The sequence below is a fragment of the Kitasatospora sp. NPDC088264 genome (genome assembly GCF_040685715.1).
Lineage (GTDB): Bacteria > Actinomycetota > Actinomycetes > Streptomycetales > Streptomycetaceae > Kitasatospora.
On sequence record NZ_JBFBIR010000033.1, the window covers coordinates 53792 to 72653 of the forward strand.

The 18862-nt window shown below is 74.1% G+C and carries 12 protein-coding genes; 10 read left to right on the top strand and 2 right to left on the bottom strand.

Annotation, left to right across the window (positions count from 1 at the left end):
- Positions 1–176 precede the first annotated feature (176 nt).
- On the bottom strand, positions 177–3491 hold the full coding sequence (locus tag AB0O82_RS24105; protein WP_363586010.1) for a cytochrome P450: 3315 nt from the start codon (positions 3489–3491) through the stop codon (positions 177–179).
- Between the two features lie 174 nt (positions 3492–3665).
- On the opposite strand from AB0O82_RS24105, the gene AB0O82_RS24110 reads away from it, so the two are divergent.
- From AB0O82_RS24110 to AB0O82_RS24120, 3 genes are all read left to right on the top strand, one after another.
- Complete coding sequence (locus tag AB0O82_RS24110) at positions 3666–4346, top strand: LuxR C-terminal-related transcriptional regulator (RefSeq protein ID WP_363586011.1); 681 nt, start codon at positions 3666–3668, stop codon at positions 4344–4346.
- Between the two features lie 148 nt (positions 4347–4494).
- Complete coding sequence (locus AB0O82_RS24115) at positions 4495–5955, top strand: MFS transporter (protein ID WP_363586012.1); 1461 nt, start codon at positions 4495–4497, stop codon at positions 5953–5955.
- Entirely contained in the window at positions 5955–6407 is a 453-nt protein-coding gene (locus AB0O82_RS24120; protein WP_363586013.1) for a MarR family transcriptional regulator, read from the top strand. Before AB0O82_RS24115 ends, AB0O82_RS24120 begins: the two co-directional genes overlap by 1 nt.
- Positions 6408–6454: 47 nt before the next feature.
- On the opposite strand, the gene AB0O82_RS24125 is transcribed toward AB0O82_RS24120, so the two are convergent.
- Entirely contained in the window at positions 6455–7567 is a 1113-nt protein-coding gene (locus AB0O82_RS24125) for an alkene reductase (RefSeq protein WP_363586014.1), read from the bottom strand.
- Between the two features lie 120 nt (positions 7568–7687).
- On the opposite strand from AB0O82_RS24125, the gene AB0O82_RS24130 reads away from it, so the two are divergent.
- The 7 genes from AB0O82_RS24130 (at position 7688) to AB0O82_RS24160 (ending at position 18831) form a co-directional block, all read left to right on the top strand.
- Positions 7688–8062, top strand: a complete 375-nt coding sequence (locus AB0O82_RS24130; RefSeq protein WP_363586015.1) for a MerR family transcriptional regulator — start codon at positions 7688–7690, stop codon at positions 8060–8062.
- Between the two features lie 220 nt (positions 8063–8282).
- The gene (locus AB0O82_RS24135) at positions 8283–9578 is read left to right on the top strand and encodes a helix-turn-helix domain-containing protein (RefSeq protein ID WP_363586016.1); all 1296 of its coding nucleotides are present in this window, start codon (positions 8283–8285) and stop codon (positions 9576–9578) included.
- Between the two features lie 204 nt (positions 9579–9782).
- Entirely contained in the window at positions 9783–10226 is a 444-nt protein-coding gene (locus tag AB0O82_RS24140) for a cobalamin-dependent protein (protein WP_363586017.1), read from the top strand.
- Positions 10223–11512, top strand: a complete 1290-nt coding sequence (locus AB0O82_RS24145; protein WP_363586018.1) for a methylaspartate mutase — start codon at positions 10223–10225, stop codon at positions 11510–11512. The genes AB0O82_RS24140 and AB0O82_RS24145 overlap by 4 nt, the downstream gene beginning before the upstream one ends.
- Before the next feature lie 87 nt (positions 11513–11599).
- Positions 11600–12592: an asparagine synthetase A gene (locus AB0O82_RS24150; protein ID WP_363586019.1), complete on the top strand. Its 993-nt coding sequence runs from the start codon at positions 11600–11602 to the stop codon at positions 12590–12592.
- Positions 12589–13860 carry a glutamate synthase-related protein gene (locus AB0O82_RS24155; RefSeq protein ID WP_363586020.1) on the top strand — a complete coding sequence of 424 codons (1272 nt, stop codon included), beginning with the start codon at positions 12589–12591 and terminating at the stop codon, positions 13858–13860. Before AB0O82_RS24150 ends, AB0O82_RS24155 begins: the two co-directional genes overlap by 4 nt.
- 213 nt (positions 13861–14073) lie before the next feature.
- Positions 14074–18831: an amino acid adenylation domain-containing protein gene (locus AB0O82_RS24160; RefSeq protein ID WP_363586022.1), complete on the top strand. Its 4758-nt coding sequence runs from the start codon at positions 14074–14076 to the stop codon at positions 18829–18831.
- Positions 18832–18862: the final 31 nt, after the last annotated feature.

Here is an 18862-nt window from a genome sequence, read left to right on the forward strand (position 1 = left end):
CTTCTCCGACCCACCGTCAGGTGTTGGTCGGATAGTCATACGTATGGTGCGAACATCAGAACACCTTGATCGACAATGTGTCGAGGCTTGCATGGAAGGGGAGTTGGGAGATATGTGTGCGACGGGAGGCCGGCCGCGCCCCGGGTGGGTGCGGCCGGCCTCCCGGTCGGGCGGGCTCAGCGGCCCGCGTAGACGTCCTCGACGTAGCGGCGCTCGTCGATCAGGCCCTGGAGCCAGGCCTGGGCCTGGCCCTCGTCGGCGCCGGGGGTCCGGCTCAGGTAGAGCTCGCGGAAGGCGGCGCGGACGCCCGGGGCCATCCGGGCGCCGTCGCCGCACACGTAGACCTCGGCGCCGGCGGCGAGCAGGTTCCAGACCTCCGCGCCCTCGGCGGCGATGCGGTCCTGGACGAAGCGCCGGCCGTCGACGGGCTGTTCGCTGAAGACCGGGCGCATCGAGACGGCGCCGGCCTGCTCGGCGGCGAGCAGTTCGTCGCGGTGCAGGTAGTCGGCGTCGGGCGCGTCGCAGCCGAAGTAGAGCAGGGCCGGGGCGAGTTCGGTGCCCCTGTCGGTGGCCTCGGCGGCGGTGGCCTCGTCAGTGGCGGTGGCCTCGCCGGTGGCGGAGGCGAGCAGGGCGCGGCGGTCGGCGACCGCGCCGCGGAACGGCGCCAGGCCGGTGCCGGCCGCGATCATGATCACCGGGGCGCGGTGGCCGATCCGGAACGTCTCGCGGCACGGCTGGAGGCGCGCCAGTACGGTGTCCCCGACGGCCACCCGGTCGAGGTAGCCGGAGCCGACGCCCCGGAAGGAGCCCCGGCCGGAGCGGGCCGGGGCGTCGAGCACGGAGACCATCAGGTCCACGTGGCGCGGGGCGCTGGTCGGCGACGTGGAGATGGAGTACATCCGGGGCCGGATCGGCGGCAGCAGTTCCAGCAGCACCGGCCAGGTCAGGACCTCCCGCAGGGCCGGGTGGTCCTCGACCAGGTCCAGCAGCGTCCGGGGGTCGTCCTCGGGCAGCGCCCGCAGCGCGGCCCGCTCGGGCGGGCAGGGGTTGAGGTCGGCCAGCGTCGCACGCTGGGCGGCGTTCGGTCGGTCCTGCAACTCGACGTGGTGGGTGAGCAGTTCGCGAACCGTCAGCGGCCGGTCCACGGCCAGGATGGTGCGCCGGTTCGCCACGATGGCGAGCAGGGTGTCCGGGTCGGTGCCGAACACCTTGGCGGCGCGCTCGACCAGGGCCGGGTCGTTGGCCGGCAGCACCGAGACGTGGTCCGCGGTGCGGTAGTCGACGCCCTCCGGCAGGGCCAGCCGGACCAGGCGCTTGACCCGGGGGTAGGCGGGGTCGGTGAGGCTGCCGACCGCCGTGACGGTCAGCCCGATCACGCGGCGCTTCGCGGCCAGGGCGTCCAGCGGACCGCCGGCCAGCTCCGTCACGGTGTACGTCTCCAGGGGGGCGGCCTCGGCGGGAGCGGGAGCGGGAGCGGTGCCGGAGCCGGGGGCGACGACGGGTGCAGCGGCGTCGCCGTACCGTTCCAGCAGGGCCCGGCTCAGCGCCGTGGTGAACTCCGCCACCTTCCCGGCCAGATCGCCGGAGGCGTCGGCCGCGCCCCGGGCGAGCAGCCGGGTGCCGCCCAGGGCGGCGAGGCCCTCGTCGATCAGCGTCGGCACGCGCTGGTACGTGGCGGCGTACGTCCGGTCGCCGATGCCGAGCACCGCGTACCGGACGTCCTTCGCGAACCCGGCGGTGCCCTCGGCCTGTTCGGTCGCCGCCCGGAGCCGGCGGACGAACTCCGCCGCGTCGTCCGTCGGCTGGCCGTTGTACGAGGCGGCGGTGATCACCACCGGTCGGTCGGTGGGCAGCCCGTCCGCGTAGGCGTCCAGCGGGGCGACGGCGGTGTCGCAGCCGAGTGCGGCCGCCACGTCGGCCAGCTGCCGGGTGAACTCGCGGCAGGCGCCGTAGTTGGAGCCGTGCAGGAGCAGCAGGCCGGTGCCCTGGCGGACCCGCCCGGGCAGGTCGGCGACGCGGACCGGCGCGTCGACCACCGCCGGGGGCGTGGGCGTGCGCGGGGCGAGGGCGAGGGTGAAGTCGTCGGGCTTGATGGTGAGCGTCTGCTTGATGGTCAGCCGGTAGTCGGCGTGGTCGATCAGCCGGTAGCGGTGGACCAGCATGCCGAGCAGCATGGTCGCCTCGTGCAGCGCGAACTGCCGTCCGATGCAGGCGCGTTCGCCGGTGCCGAAGGGCTTGAAGGCGTGCGGTGAGCGGGCCGCCTCCGGCTCGGGGTCGAAGCGGGAGGGGTCGAACAGCTCGGGGTTGTCGCCCCAGACGGGGTCGCGGTGCAGCATCATCGTGGCCACCAGGACCGGCTCCCCGGCGCGGACCGGGATCCGGCCGCCGAGCAGGGTGTCCGCGCGGGGCTCCCGGCTGAACGCGGGGGCCGTCGGCCACAGCCGTAGCGCCTCGTTGAGCACCTGCCGGGTGTACCGGAGCCGGCCGATGTCCTCGTACGAGGGCTCCGGGTCGGCCTGGTCGCCCCAGAGCGCGTCCACCTCGCGCTGGACCTCGCGGAGCACGCCGGGGTGCTTGACGAGGTAGTACAGGGCGAAGGAGAGCGCGCCCGAGGTGGTCTCGTGGCCGGCGATCAGGAAGGTGATCACCTGGTTGCGGATGTTCTCGGCGTCCAGTCTGCCGCCGTCGGCGGGGTGCACGGCGTCGAGCATCAGGCCCAGCAGGTCCTCGGCCGGGCCCTGCTCGGGGCTGCCGGCGCGGGCGGCGATCACCTCGTCCACCACCGAGGCCAGGTACCGGGCGTCGCCCTGGGCGGCCTCGTCGCGCTCGCTGTGGTCGAGTTCCGGGTCGCGCAGGAGCTTGTTCATCGCCCAGTCCAGGGAGCGGACCATCGCCTCGACGAAGGGGTGCGGCTCCTCCCGGTCGAAGGAGCCGAAGTCGAAGCCGAAACCGGCCAGCCCGATGGTGTCCAGGGTCATCCGGGTCATGTCGCCGGGCACGTCCACGACCAGTCCGGCGGCCGACCGGCCGTCCCAGGACTCGATCAGGCGGCGGGCCACCCGCAGCATCACCGGGTGGTAGGTGCGCATCGAGCCGAGCGCGAAGGCGGGCATCAGGATGTCGTGCGCCCTGGCCCAGTTCGGCTCCGCGTTGTACGCCGTGAACAGGCCGTCCCCGGTGAACGCGCGGACGTTCTCCAGGGCCGGTCCGATCGACTTGGTGAACCGCTCCTCGTCGGCCAGTTCCTCGACCAGGTCCAGGCCGGTGACGATCAGGGTGTCCCGCCCGTGCAGGCGCTGGACGAAGGCCGGGGCGTGCCGCCGGGCCAGCTCCATGGTGCGCAGCACGGGGGCGGCGATCGGCGGCGCCGACGAGATGTCGACCAGCGGTACCCCGGCGGCGCTCTGCCGGGGCACCAGGGTCTCGGGCGGGAGCCCGGCCCCGGCCGGATTCGCAGCCTCGGCTGCCGCCGGGGTCATCGTCTCGGTCATGGGTTGTCGCCTTCCGTGGCAGGAGAAACCTCGTCGTCCTCCACTCTCGCCCGAGCGGGGCGGGAACCCGGGCCCGAGGACTACATGTTTGTGCAGTAGCGGCGGTCGCGGAAGACTTGTCAACGGGCCGTCAGGTCTGCAGCACGCGGGAGCCGTACACGGGAGGGGCCGGGCATGAGACTGACCGACTGCGAGTCGACCGCGGAGAGCTGGCAGGACCTCGCCGTCATCTGGCGCAACCGGACGCTGCGCTTGCTCGACCACGTGCCGGTGGCGCTGGCGGTGTGCGAGTTCAGCGGCCGGATCATGATCGTCAACCGGGCGATGGCCGCCGAATTCGGCCTGCTGCCCGGGCAGTTGCGCAACCGGAAGATCCTGGAGTTCTTCACCCTCCGGGACAGTGCCACCATCCCGGCGCTCGCCGAGGCCGTCCGCCTGCACCGGCGCTCGCAGTACCCGGCGCCGGTCTCCTGGTCGGCCGCCGACGGCACCGAGCGGAGCGGCGAGATGACCGTCGCCCTGGTCGGCGACACCCCGGAGGAGACCCCGAACCTGCTGCTCTCGCTGCCCGTCCGTACCGGGCCGGCCGCCCCGCCGGCCGCCCCCCGCCCCGAGGTGAGCCCGATCGAGGCCCGGATCCTCGCCGCCGCCGCCCGCGGCGCCACCACCGCCCAGATCGGCCGGGAGATCGGCCTCACCCCGGACGGCGTCAACTACCACCTCGCCCGGCTCACCCGCCGCTGGCAGCTGCCCAACCGCACCGCGCTGGTCGCCCGCGCCTACGCCACCGGCGTCCTGGCCACCGGCGTCCTGGCCGCCGGCGCCTGGCCGCCGGAGCCGGCCCCCCGCCCGTGACGGGGCGGGTGGGGGCGGCTCGCGGGCTGGGCCGGGCTGTGCGGGGCCGGGCTGCGCGGGCCGGGGCTGTTCGGGGCTGGGCTGTTCGGCGATTTAGTTATATGCTCACAATGATTTCAACAATACAAATACTTGTGGAGCCCCCACCATGCCGGACGCCGCCCAACGACGGCCCTGGCTCGTGCTCGCCGTCTGCTGCATGAGCCTGCTGATCGTCAGCCTCGACAACACGATCCTGAACGTCGCCCTGCCCGCCATCCAGCGCGACCTGCACACCTCGGTGTCCGGGCTGCAATGGACGGTCGATGCCTACACGCTGGTGCTGGCCAGCCTGTTGATGCTCTCCGGCTCCACCGCCGACCGGGTGGGCCGCCGCCGGGTCTTCCAGATCGGGCTGGTGGTCTTCACCGGGGCCTCGCTGCTGTGCAGCCTGGCCCCCGGGCTCGGCTGGCTCGTCGTCGCACGGATGCTCCAGGCGGTCGGCGGATCGATGCTGAACCCCGTCGCCATGTCGATCATCAGCAACACCTTCACCGACTCCCGGCAGCGCGCCCGCGCCATCGGCGTGTGGAGCGGCGTCGTGGGCATCAGCATGGCCGCCGGGCCGATCGTCGGCGGCGCCCTGGTCGAGTCGGCCGGCTGGCGGGCCGTCTTCTGGATCAACGTGCCGATCGGCCTGGCCGCGCTGTTCCTGACCCGCAGGTACGTGCCGGAATCGCGGGCGCCGCGGCCCCGCCGGGTGGACCCGGTCGGCCAGGTGCTCGTCATCGTCCTGCTCACCACGCTCACGTACGCGATCATCGAGTCGCCGGAGCGCGGCTGGACGTCGCCGCTCGTCGTCGGCTGCGCGGCGGCGGCGCTGGGCGCGCTGCTGGGCCTGCTGTGGTACGAGCCCAGGCGCACCGACCCGCTCATCGAGCTGCGCTTCTTCCGCTCCGCGCCGTTCGCGGGCGCCACCGTGATCGCGGTCGCCGCCTTCGCCTCCCTGGGCGGGTTCCTGTTCGTCAGCTCCCTGTACCTGCAGAACGTGCGCGGGCTCACCCCGTTGCACGCCGGACTGTTCATGCTGCCGATGGCGGTGATGGCGCTGCTGACCGCACCGGTGTCCGGCCGCATGGTCGCCTCCCGGGGGCCGCGCGTCCCCCTGCTCCTCGCCGGGGCGGCCCTGTGCGCGAGCGCCGTGCTCCAGGCGCTCACCTACTCCGACCACCTTCCGACGGCCGTGCTGGTCGTCGCGTACCTGCTCTTCGGCACCGGCTTCGGTCTGGTCAACGCGCCCATCACCAACACCGCCGTTTCGGGCATGCCCCGTTCGCAGGCCGGCGTCGCGGCCGCGGTGGCCTCCACCAGCCGGCAGATCGGCCAGTCCCTCGGCGTGGCCGTCGTCGGCGCCCTGATGGCGGGCGGCGCGTACGCGCACACGGCGGCCTTCACCGACGCCGGGCGGACGGCGTGGTGGATCATCGCCGGCTGCGGCGCCGCCGTGCTGGTCACGGGTACGCTCACTTCCGGCCGCTGGGCCCGGGAGACGGCCCTGCGCACGGCGGAGCGGCTCGCCGCCGAGGAGGCGCCGGGGACGAGGGAGACGAAGGAGACGGTGAACACCTGATGGACCGCCCGCACACCGGTGAGCAGCACGAGGGGGACGAGGCCGCCACCAGGACGGCGACCAGGGTCTGGCAGGGACTGAACGCGCTCGTCCTGGAGCGCTACGACCGCCGCAAGACCGTCGCCGAAGCCCTCGGCATGAGCTTCAGCCGGGTCAGGGCGCTGCGCCGCCTCGGCGCCGACCCGATCACCCTGCGGGACCTGGCCGAGCGGCTGGGCAGCGACCCGCCCTACACCACCGTCATCGTCGACGACCTGGTGCGGCGCGGCCTCGCCGAACGCGTCACCAATCCCGCCGATCGCCGGTCCAAGCTGGTCCATCTGACCGAGGAGGGCCAGGCGAAGGCCGCCCTCGCCGTCAGGATCCTCACCACCCCGCCCGACGACCTGCTAGCCCTGCCCCCGGAGGACATCCAGGCGCTCGACCGCGTCCTGGCGAAGCTCCTGGACTGAACCTCCCGGGGCGGGGCGCCGCCGCGGCGGCCTCGGGCGGGTGGCGGCTACGGCCGCTGGTCGACCGTGTGCTGGTAGGCGGAGTAGGTCAGGTAGCCCCGGTCCCCGCCCTGGTAGTAGGTGGCTTCGTCGGCCGGGGCGATCGGGGCGCCGGTGCGCAGCCGTTCGACGAGGTCGGGATTGGCGAGGTAGGCGCGGCCGAAGCTGATCAGCTCGGCGCCGATGCCGAGCCAGTGGTCCGCCGCCTCGCGGTCGACCTGCTTCGGGCCCAGCGGAAGCACCGGATTCATGATGAGCGTGCCCGGCCAGGCGCGGCGCAGGGCGAGCAGGGACGGCTCGTCCGTCGTCGCCTCCAGGTGGACGTAGGCGAGTCCGAGGCCGGCGAGTTCGCCGAGCAGGGCGGTGTAGAGCTCCAGGACGTCCTCCTCCGCCACGCCCCAGAAGGTGCCGCCGGGGGAGAGGCGGATCCCGGTCCTGGCGGCGCCGACGGCCTCGACGGTGGCGGTGGCGGCTTCGACGGCGAAGCGGATCCGGTTGCGCACCGGGCCGCCGTAGCGGTCGGTGCGCCGGTTGGCGTTGGAGGAGAGGAACTGCGAGATCAGGTAGCCGTTCGCGCCGTGCAGTTCCACCCCGTCGAAGCCCGCGTCGACGGCGCGGCGGGCGGCCTCGGCGTAGGAGCGGGCGTGTTCGGGGACCTCGTCGGTCTCCAGGGCCCGGGGGACCGGAGCGGGCTGCGGACCGGTCGGGGTGAACACGTCGCCGGTGGCGGGGACGGCCGAGGGGCCGACCGGTCGCAGCCCCGTGGTGTCCGGGTGCGAGACCCGGCCGCCGTGCATCAGTTGGGCGAAGATCCGGCCGCCGTTGGCGTGCACGGCAGCGGTCACCTGGCGCCACGAGGCCGTCTGCTCGTCGGTGTACAGGCCGGGTGTGCCCGGGTTCGACTGGCCGATCAGGCTCGGCTGGACGCCCCCGGTCACGATCAGCCCGGCGGTGGCCCGCTGGGCGTAGTAGGTGGCCATCGAGGCGGTGGCCAGACCGTCGGCGGTGGCGCGCCCCCGGGTCATCGGTGCCATCACCACCCGGTTGGGCAGCGTGAGTTCGCCGAGCCGGTAGCCGGTGAGCAGGGCGCTCGACGTGGCGGACGTGGCGGACGTCGTCATGCGGAAGTCCTTCGTTCGAAGTCACGGACCCGGTGCCCGGGCCCGTCCTCCGTTACGCTAAAACCTGACATCGATGTCAGAGGCAAGCCCTGTGACGGGGATCACGACCCGGAGGTGCCCGTGCGGATCGGAGAGCTCGCCGAACGCGCCGGAGTGAGCGTCAGATCCCTGCGCTACTACGAGGGGCAGGGCCTGCTGGCCAGCACCCGCAGCGCCAGCGGGCAGCGCCACTACACCGACGGCGCGGTGGCGCGGGTGCTGTTCATCCAGCGCCTCTACGCGGCGGGGCTGTCCAGCCGCGCCATCGCCGAACTGCTGCCGTGCGTGGACGCGCCCAGCGAGGAGCGCTCGGTGGCCGCGCTGGAGCGGATGGGGCAGGAGCGGGCGAAGCTCGACGCGCACATCGCGGACATGGCCAGGACCCGTGACGCGCTCGACGAACTGATGGACACAGCCCGCGCCGCACTCGAGGAGCAGTCCGCCGACGGGCTGTGAGGCCCGCGTGAAGGTCGTGGGTGGGGCCGGTGATCGGCCGTTGATCGGGCGTAGACGGCGAGCCTGGAGCATCTGGAACCGGAGGGGACCGGTTCGGAGGCCACAGCCTGACCACCGGGTCCCACGCGGTCGGACCACGGACCGCGCGGGTACCCAGCGCTGATGCCGCCACTGGTCCCGACCCCCATCAGGAGTCCGGACCACGAAGGGCAGACGAGGCATGGACGGCGGGCAGTGGGTGCAAGCGGTGAGGACGGCGGCGGGCTTCGGAGAGCAGTTGAGGGTGCGGCGCGAGCGGATCGGCCTGACCCAGCAGTGCCTGGCCGATCACGCCACCCTGAGCGTGCGGGCCATCCGGGACATGGAGAGCGGCCGAGTGAGACGGCCACGGAACGAGACCGTCCGGCTGCTGGCGGACGCGCTGCGGCTGGAGGGCCGCAGCCGGGCGGACTTCGAGGAGGCCGCCCGTCGGCACCCGCTCGCCGATGAGCCGACGGCCGTGGCGCCGGTCGCCCCGCCGGTGGCGCGCGGGGCCATCGTCGGGCGGGAGATGGAGGCCGAGGTGCTGTCCGACGCCTTCGCCGTGCACGGGGACCGGCTGGTCTCGCTGGTGGGGCTCGGCGGGGTCGGCAAGACCCGGCTCGCCCTGGAGGTGGCCCGCCGCCTGCACCTGGCCGCCTGCTGGTCGGTGCGCTGGGTGGACTGCGCCGGCGACTCGGCTCCCTGGCACGGCCGGATGGACGACATCGTCCGGGACATCGGCGACCGGCCCGCCCTGCTGGTGCTGGACGGCGCCGACGGCGGGGTGGACGCCGACCGGCTGGACGGGCTGTTCCACCACTGCCCCGGGCTGCGGGTGCTGATCACCGCCCGGGAGGCCTGGCCGCTGCCCGGCGGGCAGGTCGTCCCGCTCGCCCCGCTGCCCGTACCGGCCCCCGAACTCGACGCCGAACCCGAGGCGTTGGCGCAGATCGGCGCCGTCCGGCTGCTGCTCTCGCACCTGCGCCGGCTGCGCCCCGGCTACACCCTGGAGCGCTCCGAGGCCCCCGCCGTGGCCGCGCTCTGCCGCCACCTGGACGGCCTGCCGGGAGCGTTGGAGCGCGCGGCGGGGTGGACGCTGGTGCAGTCCACCGCCCAGCTGCTGGCCCGGCTGTCGGCCGGCCCGTTCACGCTGGCCGCGCCGCCGGTGGTGTACGGCACGCGCGGTGACGTCCGGGACGAGGTGGAGCCGGCGATCCAGCGGTTGACGGAACGCCAGCGGGCCCTGCTGGACGTGCTCGTGGACGAGCCCGGCGACTGGTCGGGGGAGGACGCGGTGGTCCGCAGCGGCTGGGCGCCGCAGACCTGCCTGGCGACGGTGCACGAACTGCTGTCGCGCGGACTGATCCGCAGCGTGCCCGCCCGCGACGGGGTGCGCTTCACGGTGCTCAACGTGTGCCGCCGCCTCCTCCGGGAGGAGCCCGGGCACCGGTTCGCGCCGGCCGCGGACGTCCAACTGCTCGCCGTCGCGGGCTGACCGCGCGGCGGCAGGCCGGCCGGGTGTCGATACTGCCGCTTCTTGCCCGCATCTTGCCGCACGAGCTGCCGGTCGCCGGGCCCGATCGTTCCTAGCGTTCTCCGTGGGGCTGGACCGCCGCGGAATACGCGCCGGAATTCCCGGGCCGCCGGCTGGGGCGTCGGCGGAATTCCATCGACGATCGCTACCGACGAGGGCTGGGCTGTGGAGCACGGAAATGACGGAGAGAGAAGACTGGACGTCGTCGTGACGACGACGGCCTCGGATTCGCACACCTGGAACCTGGTGTTCCTGCAACTGCTGCTGGAGGAAATGGGCCACCGGGTGACGAACCTGGGCGCGTGCGTCCCCGACGCCTTGCTGCTCGCCGAATGCCGCCGGATCGAACCGGACCTGATCGTGGTCAGCAGCGTCAACGGGCACGGTTACCAGGAAGGGCTGCGGGTGATCCCGGCCCTGCGCGCCTGCCCGGAACTGCGGCGCACCCCGACGGTCATCGGCGGCAAGCTCGGCATCGCCGGAACCGACGACCCCGACCGCGAGCGCGTACTGCTCGCGGCCGGTTTCGACCGGGTCTTCGAGGAGGGCTCCGCGGTGGCCGGGTTCCGCGAGTTCGTCGACGGGCTGCGCTCCCGGGTCCTGCTGTGACGAGCTTCGGCGCGTTCGTGGCGCAGGCCGCGGAGGCCGGCGCACTGGTGGTCCAGCCCCGGATGGGGATGGCGCAGGCGGCCCGGATGCGGGAGGGCCTGCTCGCCACCCGGGCGGCGGCCGCCGTCACCGTCGGCACCATCACCCTGGACAGCTACACCCGCACCGGCGACCTCGACGCCGCGCGGCGGGCACTGGCCGCCGGGGCCGGCCTCAACGGCTACCCGATCGCCACCCACCCGGTCGAGGTCACCCGGGCGGTCCTGGCCGGCGTGGCGGACGCGGGCTTCCCGGTGCAGGTCCGGCACGGCTCGGCCGCGCCGGAGCACATCATCGGGGCGCTGCTGGCGGCCGGCCTGGACGCCACCGAGGGCGGACCGGTCTCCTACTGCCTGCCGTACGGCCGCACCCCGCTGCACGAGGCGGTGGCCCGCTGGCAGCGTAGCTGCGAACTGCTGTCGTCCATGCGGGAGTTCGGTGCGGATCCGCACCTGGAGACGTTCGGTGGCTGCATGATGGGCCAGCTCTGCCCGCCCTCGCTGCTGATCGCCATCAGCGTCCTGGAGGCGTTGTTCTTCCGCCAGCACGGGCTGCGCAGCATCTCGCTCAGCTACGCCCAGCAGGCCAACGCCGGCCAGGACGAGGAGGCGCTGGCCGCGCTCGGCCGGATCGCGGGCGAACTGCTCGCGGACGTCGACCGGCACCTCGTGGTGTACGCGTACATGGGCGTGTACCCGCGCTCGCCCGGCGGCGCCCGGCTGCTGCTGGAGGACGCCGCGCGGCTCGCGGTGCGCGGCGGCGCCGCCCGGCTGATCGTCAAGACCACGGCCGAGGCGCACCGCATCCCGACCGTCGCCGAGAACGTCCGGGCGCTGGAGACCGCCGCCGCAGCCGCCACGGCGGAACGCGCCCGCCCCCGGCCCGCCGCCCCGCCGGACACCGGGATCGAGGCCGAGGCCAGGGTGCTGATCGGCGCGGTGCTCGACCTGGACGCCGACGTCGGGCGGGCCCTGGTGCGGGCGTTCGCGGCCGGCTACCTGGACGTGCCGTACTGCCTGCACCCCGACAACGCCGGGCGGACGCGCAGCTCGCTCGGCCCGGATGGACGGCTGCTGTGGTCCGCCGTCGGCTCGATGCCGATCGCCGGGCTCGCCGAGGGCGGCCGCGCGCCGATCCTCGGCTCGGCCGGGCTGCTGGCCGCGCTCTCCCAGGTCCAGCAGCGCTACGACGAGCGGGCCGAACGCTCGCCCGCACCCGCACTCCGGGGCCTGCCCGCCGCACGGTGAGACGCCGGGTGAGACGCCGGGTGAAAAGCCACGCTCCACGCTCCACGCTCCACGCTCCACGAGAGAACGAGAGAAGAGGACCCGACCATGCCCGACCCCACGCTCCTGCCGCCGACCGACCCGGGCCGGCACCTGACCGCGCCGGCCACCCGCAGCGCGCTCCGGATCCAGCAGCACCTGCTCACCGCGGCCCGCGAGTTCCTGCGCGGCCGGGGCTTCACCGAACTGCTGCCGCCGATCATCGGCCCGGTCACCGATCCCGGTGCGCGCGGCTCCAAGCAGGTGGACATCGACTTCTACGGCCACCGCTACAAGCTGATGACCAGCGCGATCCTGTACAAGCAGGCCTCGCTGCTCGCCTTCGACAAGATCTTCTGCATCGCCCCGAACGTCCGCCTGGAACCGCTGGAGACCGCCGGGACGAGCCGCCACCTCGCCGAGTTCCACCAGCTGGACGTGGAGGTCGCCGGCGCGAGCCGGGACGACGTCGTCCAGCTGGCCGAGGACCTGGTGGTGCACATGGTCGACAGCACCGTCCGCGCGCTGCCCAAGGAGTTCGCCGAACTCGGCCGGGACCCGCAGGCCTTCGCCGAACTGCTGCAGGGCTCCTTCGGCCGCATCCGGCACGCCGAGGCGGTCGCCGAACTCCAGGGCATCGGGCACCCGCAGAGCCCCGAGGCCGAACTCGACTGGGAGGGCGAGGCGTTGCTGTCGGCCCGCCGGGACCGGCCGTTCTTCGTCACCGACTACCCGAAGGGCTCGCGCGGCTTCTACGACCGCGAGCACCCCGACGACCCGGGCCTGCTGCGCAACTTCGACCTGCTGGCGCCCGAGGGCTACGGTGAACTGTGCAGCGGCAGCCAGCGCACCAACGACTACGCGGAGATCGTCACCCGGATGCGGGAGACCGGCGAGAACCCGCAGAAGTACCGCTGGTACCTGGACCTGGTGCGCGAGGGGGTGCCGGCCAGCGCGGGCTTCGGCATCGGGGTCGAGAGGCTCACCCGGTACGTCGCCGGGCTGGACGCCGTCTGGCAGGCCAGCGCCTTCCCGAAGATCGCCGGAGTGGTGTCCCCGTGAGCGACCTCAGCGCGCCGGGATTCCCGGAGGAGGAGGTCCGGCATCGGGCCCGCGCCGGGGCCGCCGCCGCCTTCCCGCCCGCCGAGGAGTACGGACACGTGCTGTTCGGCGCCGGCCGGCCGGGCGCGGCGGACCGGGCGGCGCCGCCGGACGCCCTGGACGCGCTGCGGATCGTCCCGCCGCTGTTCCTGCCGCAGCGGCTGGCCAAGCTGATCGACCTCGGCCGCGAGCCCGACTACCGGGACGTCGAACTGGCCACCACCATCGGAGGGTTCGCCTCCGCGCTGCCGGTGTACGTCTCCGCGACCGGCTCCACCCGGGCCGCCGGCGGTGACCTCGGGCTGGCGCTGAGCCGGCAGGCCGGGGCGCTCGGCATCCCGATGGTGATCGGCGAGAACGTGGTGCCGGTGAACGGCTACGGCAGGCTCGGCGAGGCGGCCGACCGCACGCTGCTCGGCCGGCTGCGCGCCTACACCGAGGAACTCCCGGACGGCCTCGGCGGCGTGGCCGTCCAGCAGAGCACCGAGGACGCCGACGCCGAGGTGTGGAACCTCGTCCACAGCGACCCGGCCGCCCTGCCCCTGCTGGAATCCGGACGGCTGGCCTTCGAGTTGAAGGTCGGCCAGGGCGCCAAACCGGGCCTGGGCGGCATGACCGTGCTGGAGGCCGAGGCCGCCGCCGCGCTGGGCGACCGCTTCGGGCTGGACCCGTTGTTCGGCGACGGGCGGGTGCTGCGCGCCGCCACCCCGGGTACCTTCACCGCGGAGATCCTGCGCCAGCAGATCCGGCTGATGCGCAACAACTACCCCCGGGTGCGGATCTGGGTGAAGCTCTACCCCGGCCGGGACGTGGCCGAGGCCGCCCGGGTGGCGCACGAGGCCGGGGCGGACGCCGTCGTGGTGGACGGCGCCGAAGGCGGAACCGGCTGGGCGCCCGGGGTGTTCCTGCCACACGTCGGACTGCCGCTCGCGGAGTGCCTGCGCCGGCTGGCGGTCGCGCCGCCGCCCTCGCTGCTGGTCTCCGGGCGCATCTGGGAAGGCGCCAGAGCGGTCAAGAGCCTGGCCCTGGGGGCCCGCGCGGTGGGCCTCGGGCGGGCGGCGCTGCTCGCCGTGGCGGAGGACCGGGAATCCGGGCTCCGCCGTTTCGTGGACTGTCTGGCGCTGGAACTCCGACTGCTGATCAGTGCGCTCGGAAAGTACGCGCCGCAGGCCCTGGACCGGGAGGACGTCTGGTCCCCCGAGGAATACGGAACCACCGCCGGCCGGTAGCCCCGGCCTGCCCGGGTCGATTCCTGCGGCAGGTCCGGAAAGCGGCACCGGAAACTGCCGATTTCCTTCCTCATTTCCTGCCGATAGGGCCGTCGAATTCCCCCTATCGTCGAACTCGTCGCCGATTCATCTCACTTCTGGGGCTGGATGATGTCCTCTCGCGGTTTCCCTACTGAGAATGCTGCGCCCGAAATCACGGCGCCTGAAATCACGGTGTCCGCTTTCGAGCCGCCCGCTTTCGAGCCGTTCGCCTCCGCCGTCCGCCGCTTTCCGGAGCGGCCGGCCGTCCGCACCGGCGGCCGGACCGTCAGCTACCGGGAGCTGGACGGCCTGACCGCCGCGCTCGCCGCCCGGCTCGCCCCCGGGGGGACGGTCGCCGTCACCGGCCGCGACCGGCTGGACCACGTGGTCGCGCTGCTGGCGGTCCTGCGGGCCGGGGCCACCTACCTGCCGCTGGACCGGGAGGCCCCGGAGGAGCGCAACCGCTGGATCACCGAGGACGCCGGGGCCTCCCTGGCCCTCGGCGGCGAGGAGCTCACCGAGCTCACCGGGCTCAGCGACGGCGCGGGCGCCGTTGCCGGTGCTGGCGATGGCGGTGCCGGCTACGTCATCTACACCTCCGGCACCACCGGCCGTCCGAAGGGCGTGCACGTCCCGCTCGCCGCGCTGACCGGCCACCTGGCCGCCGCCGTCCGGACCTTCGGCCTGACCGAGCGGGACGTGGTGCTGCAGTTCGCCCGTCCGACGGTGGACGTGGCCGTGGAGCAGGTCCTCGGCGCGCTGTCCGCCGGGGCCTGCCTGGTCCTCCCGGAGCACCGACTCCTCTCCCCGGCCGAACTGCTGGACCTGCTGGACGCCGAGGGCGTCACCGTCGCCAACCTGGCCGCCGGCTACTTCCAGGACGTGGTGGCGGCCCTGGGCGGCAGGGTGCCGCGCACCCTTCGGCTGATGATCTCGGGCAGCGACAAGCTGGAGCCCGCCACCGCCGCCGCCTGGTGGGCCGCGACCGGGGTGCCGCTGCTGAACGCGTACGGACCGACCGAGACGGTGGTCACCGCCACCACCCACCGGCTCGCGGGCGAGCAGCCCGAGGCGGGCGTGCCGATCGGGACCGCGCTCGGCGGGCGGCGGCTCTACGTGCTCGACGAGCGGCTGCGCCCGGTGCCGCCCGGCACGGCCGGCGAACTGTACGTCGGCGGGCCGCTGCTGGCCTCCGGCTACCTCGGCCGCCCGGGCCTGACCGCCGACCGCTTCGTCGCGGACCCGTTCGTGGCCCCGTTCGTGGCCCCGTTCGTGGCCCCGCCCGCGGAGCCGCTCGCAGACCCCGCCGCAGCGCCGAGCGGCGCTCCCGGCGCGCGGATGTACCGCACCGGCGACGTGGTGCGCCGCACGACCGAGGACGGCCCGCTGGAGTTCGTCGGCCGCAGCGACCACCAGGTGAAGGTCCGCGGCTTCCGGGTCGAGCCGGGCGAGATCGAGCAGGTGCTGGCCGGGTACCCGGGCGTCACCGGCTGCGTGGTGGTGGCGCGCGAGGGCCGGCTGGCCGGGTACCTGACCGGTGCCGCGCCGCGGTACGCCGAGGCGCGGGACTGGCTGGCCGAGCGGCTGCCCGAGCACATGATCCCGGCGACGCTCACGGCGCTGGACGCCTTCCCGCTGACCGGCGGCGGAAAGGTGGACCGCCAGGCCCTGCCCGAGCCGCAGGCCGCGCCCGAGGGCCAGCCCGCCGGCCGCCCGCCGCGCACGCCCGCCGAGCAGCTGATCGCGGCGGTCTGGGCGGACGTGCTCGGGGTGCCCGAAGTCGGGGCGGACGACAACTTCTTCCACCTGGGCGGCGATTCGCTGACGGCCGTGCGGGTGGTGGGCCGGGTCTTCGACGTCTTCGGCATGGTGTCCCCGTACACCATCTTCGACGCGCCGACGCTGGCGGAGTTCGCCGCCGCGGTGACCGCCGCCTCCGGCGGTGAGCGCCCGGCGCTGGTCCGCTCGGGCGCCGCCGAGGCCCCGCTGTCCAAGTTCCAGCGCGGCCTCTGGTTCCTCGACCAGTGGAACCCGGACGCGCCGACCTACGTGGTGCCCTGGGTGTTCCGGTTCGCCGGGCCGGTCGACCCCGAGCTGCTGCGGCAGGCGCTGGCCGGGGTGGTGGCGCGGCACGAGAGCCTGCGGACGACCTTCGAGCTCGCCGAGGACGGTCCGCGCCAGGTCGTCCACCCGGCCGTGGAGCTGCCGTTCACGCTCACCGAGACCACCGCCGACCAGGTGGACGACCTGGTGGCCGAGGCCGCGCTGGAGCCCTTCGACCTGGCGGTCGGGCCGCTGGTGCGGGCGCGGGTCTTCCGGGCCGCCGGGGCGACCACGCTGCTGCTGCTCCTCCACCACATCGTCTGGGACGAGGGCTCGCTGCCGGTGCTGGAGGCCGAGCTCCAGGAGCTGTACGCCGCGGCGGCCGAGGGGCGCCCGGCCGAGCTGCCGGAACTCGCCGTCCAGTACGGCGACTACGCGGCCTGGCAGTACCAGGACGACACCGCCGAGCAGCAACTCGATTACTGGCGAGAGCAGTTGGCCGACGTTCCGGACGTCGACGCGCTGGCGCCGGACCACCCCCGCCCCGAGGAGCAGGCCTTCCGCGGCGCGTTCCACCGCTTCGCGATGCCGGATCCGGTGGCCGGGGCCGTCCGGGCGCTCGCCCGCAGCGAGGACGCCACCCCGTTCATGGTGCTGCTCGCCGGGCTGGCGCTCACCCTGCACCGCCGCTCCGGGCAGCGCGACCTGGTGCTCGGCTCGCCGGTGAACGTCCGTGGCCGGGCCGAACTCGACGGCCTGATCGGTTACTTCGTCAACCTGCTGCCGCTGCGCCTGAAGGTCGAGGAGGGCGTCTCCTTCCGCGAACTGGTCCGGCACGTGCGCGAGGTGTCGATCGGTGGCTACCGGCACCAGGAGGTGCCCTTCGACGACATCGCGAACGCGGTGCTGGAGGAACGCCCCGAGGACCGCAACCCGCTGTGCCAGGTGCTGCTGGAGCTGCACCCGCTGGACACCCGCCCGCTGACCGTCGGCGGGTGCGAGGTCACCCGCGATCTGCACTCCAACCCCGTCTCCCGCTTCGACCTGTCCGTCTCGGTGGACGACCGCGGCACCGGCTTCACCGGCCGCTTCGAGTACGACAGCGACCTCTTCGAGGCCTCCACCATGGCCGGCCTGTGCGAGCAGTGGCTGGGCACCCTGGCCGCCGCCCTGGAGGTGCCGGGGCACGCCCTGTTCGAGGCGCAGGCCGCCCGGGCCCCGCAGGCCACCGCCCTGATCTCCGGTGAACGGACCGTCCCGTACGGCGAGTTGAACGCCGCCGCGAACCGGCTGGCCCGCCACCTGGTGGGCCTCGGCATCGGCCGCGGCGACACCGTCGCCGTACTCGCCGAGCGCGGGCCGGAGATGGTCACCGCGCTGCTGGCCGCACTCAAGACCGGCGCCGCCTACACCCTGCTGGACCCGGACTTCCCGGCCGAGCGGCTGGCCGGCGCGGTCGCCGACACCGGCGCCGCCACGGTGATCACCCACCGCCACGCCACCGTGCCGTTCGCCGTCCGGCGCCAGGTGGACCTGGACGCCGCGGCCGCCGAGCTGGCCCGGTACGCGGCGCACGACCTCGGCCTGCCGGTCGACGGCGCCGATCTCGCCTGCGTGATGTTCACCTCCGGCTCCACCGGCCGCCCCAAGGGCGCGGCCGTCCCGCACCGCGCGCTCACCACCACCTACCTCGGCCAGGACTACGCCCGCTTCGGCCCGGACGAGGTCTGGCTGCAGTGCTCGCCGGTCTCCTGGGACGCCTTCGCGCTGGAGCTCTACGGCGCGCTCTGCTTCGGCGGCGCCTGCGTCCTGCAGCCCGGCCAGCGCCCGGACCCGCAGACCATCGCCGAGCTGACCCGCCGCCACGGCGTCACCGAACTCCAGCTCTCCGCCAGCCTGTTCAACTTCCTGCTGGAGGAGCTCCCGGAGACCTACGACGGCCTCAAACTGGCCATCACGGCCGGCGAGCGGGCCTCCGTCACCCACGTGGCCAAGGCCCTGGAGAACCACCCGGGCCTGGTGGTCGCCAACGGCTACGGCCCGGTCGAGAGCCTCGGCCTGACCACCTGCCACCAGGTCGGCCCGGAGGACGTCACCGGCAGCTCCGTCCCGATCGGCGTCGCGCTGAACGGCAAGGGCGTCCTGGTCCTGGACGAGCTGCTGCGCCCCGTCGAGCCCGGCGTGATCGGCGAGTTGTACGCCTCCGGCGGCGGTCTCGCCTACGGTTACCTCGGCCGGCCCGGCCTCACCGCCGAACGCTTCGTCGCCTCCCCGTTCGGTGTCCCCGGCGAGCGCCTCTACCGCACCGGAGACCTCGGCTACGTCAACGCCGGGGGCCTGCTGGAGGTCACCGGCCGGATCGACGACCAGGTCAAGATCCGCGGGTTCCGGGTCGAGCCCGGCGAGATCGAGGACGCGCTCACCCGGCACCCCGCCGTCCAGGAGGCCGCCGTCACCGTCCACGAACCCGCCCCGGGCGACCACCGCCTGGCCGCCTACGTCACCGTCGGGGCCGACGCACCGGACCCGGACGTGCTCCTCGACCACCTGGCCGGCCTGCTGCCCGAGCACATGGTGCCCGCCACCCTGGACGTCCTGGACGCCCTGCCGCTCAACCACAACGGCAAGGTCGACCGGAAGGCACTGCCCGCCCCCGCCGGGCGCCTGGCCGCCGCCCGCGACCCGCTGACCGAAGCCGAACGGCTGGTCGCCGAGGCCATGTGCGAGGTCCTCGACCTCACCGAGGTCGGCCGGGAGGACAACTTCTTCCGGATCGGCGGCAACTCGCTGGCCGCCGTCCGGGTCGCGATGCGGCTGTCCCGGGAGACCGGCACCCGCGTCCCCCCGCAACTGGTGTTCCGGGCCAGGACCGTGAGCGCCATCGCCGAACGGCTGGCCGCCCGATGACGGGCCGCACCGCACACGAAGGGAACGAGGC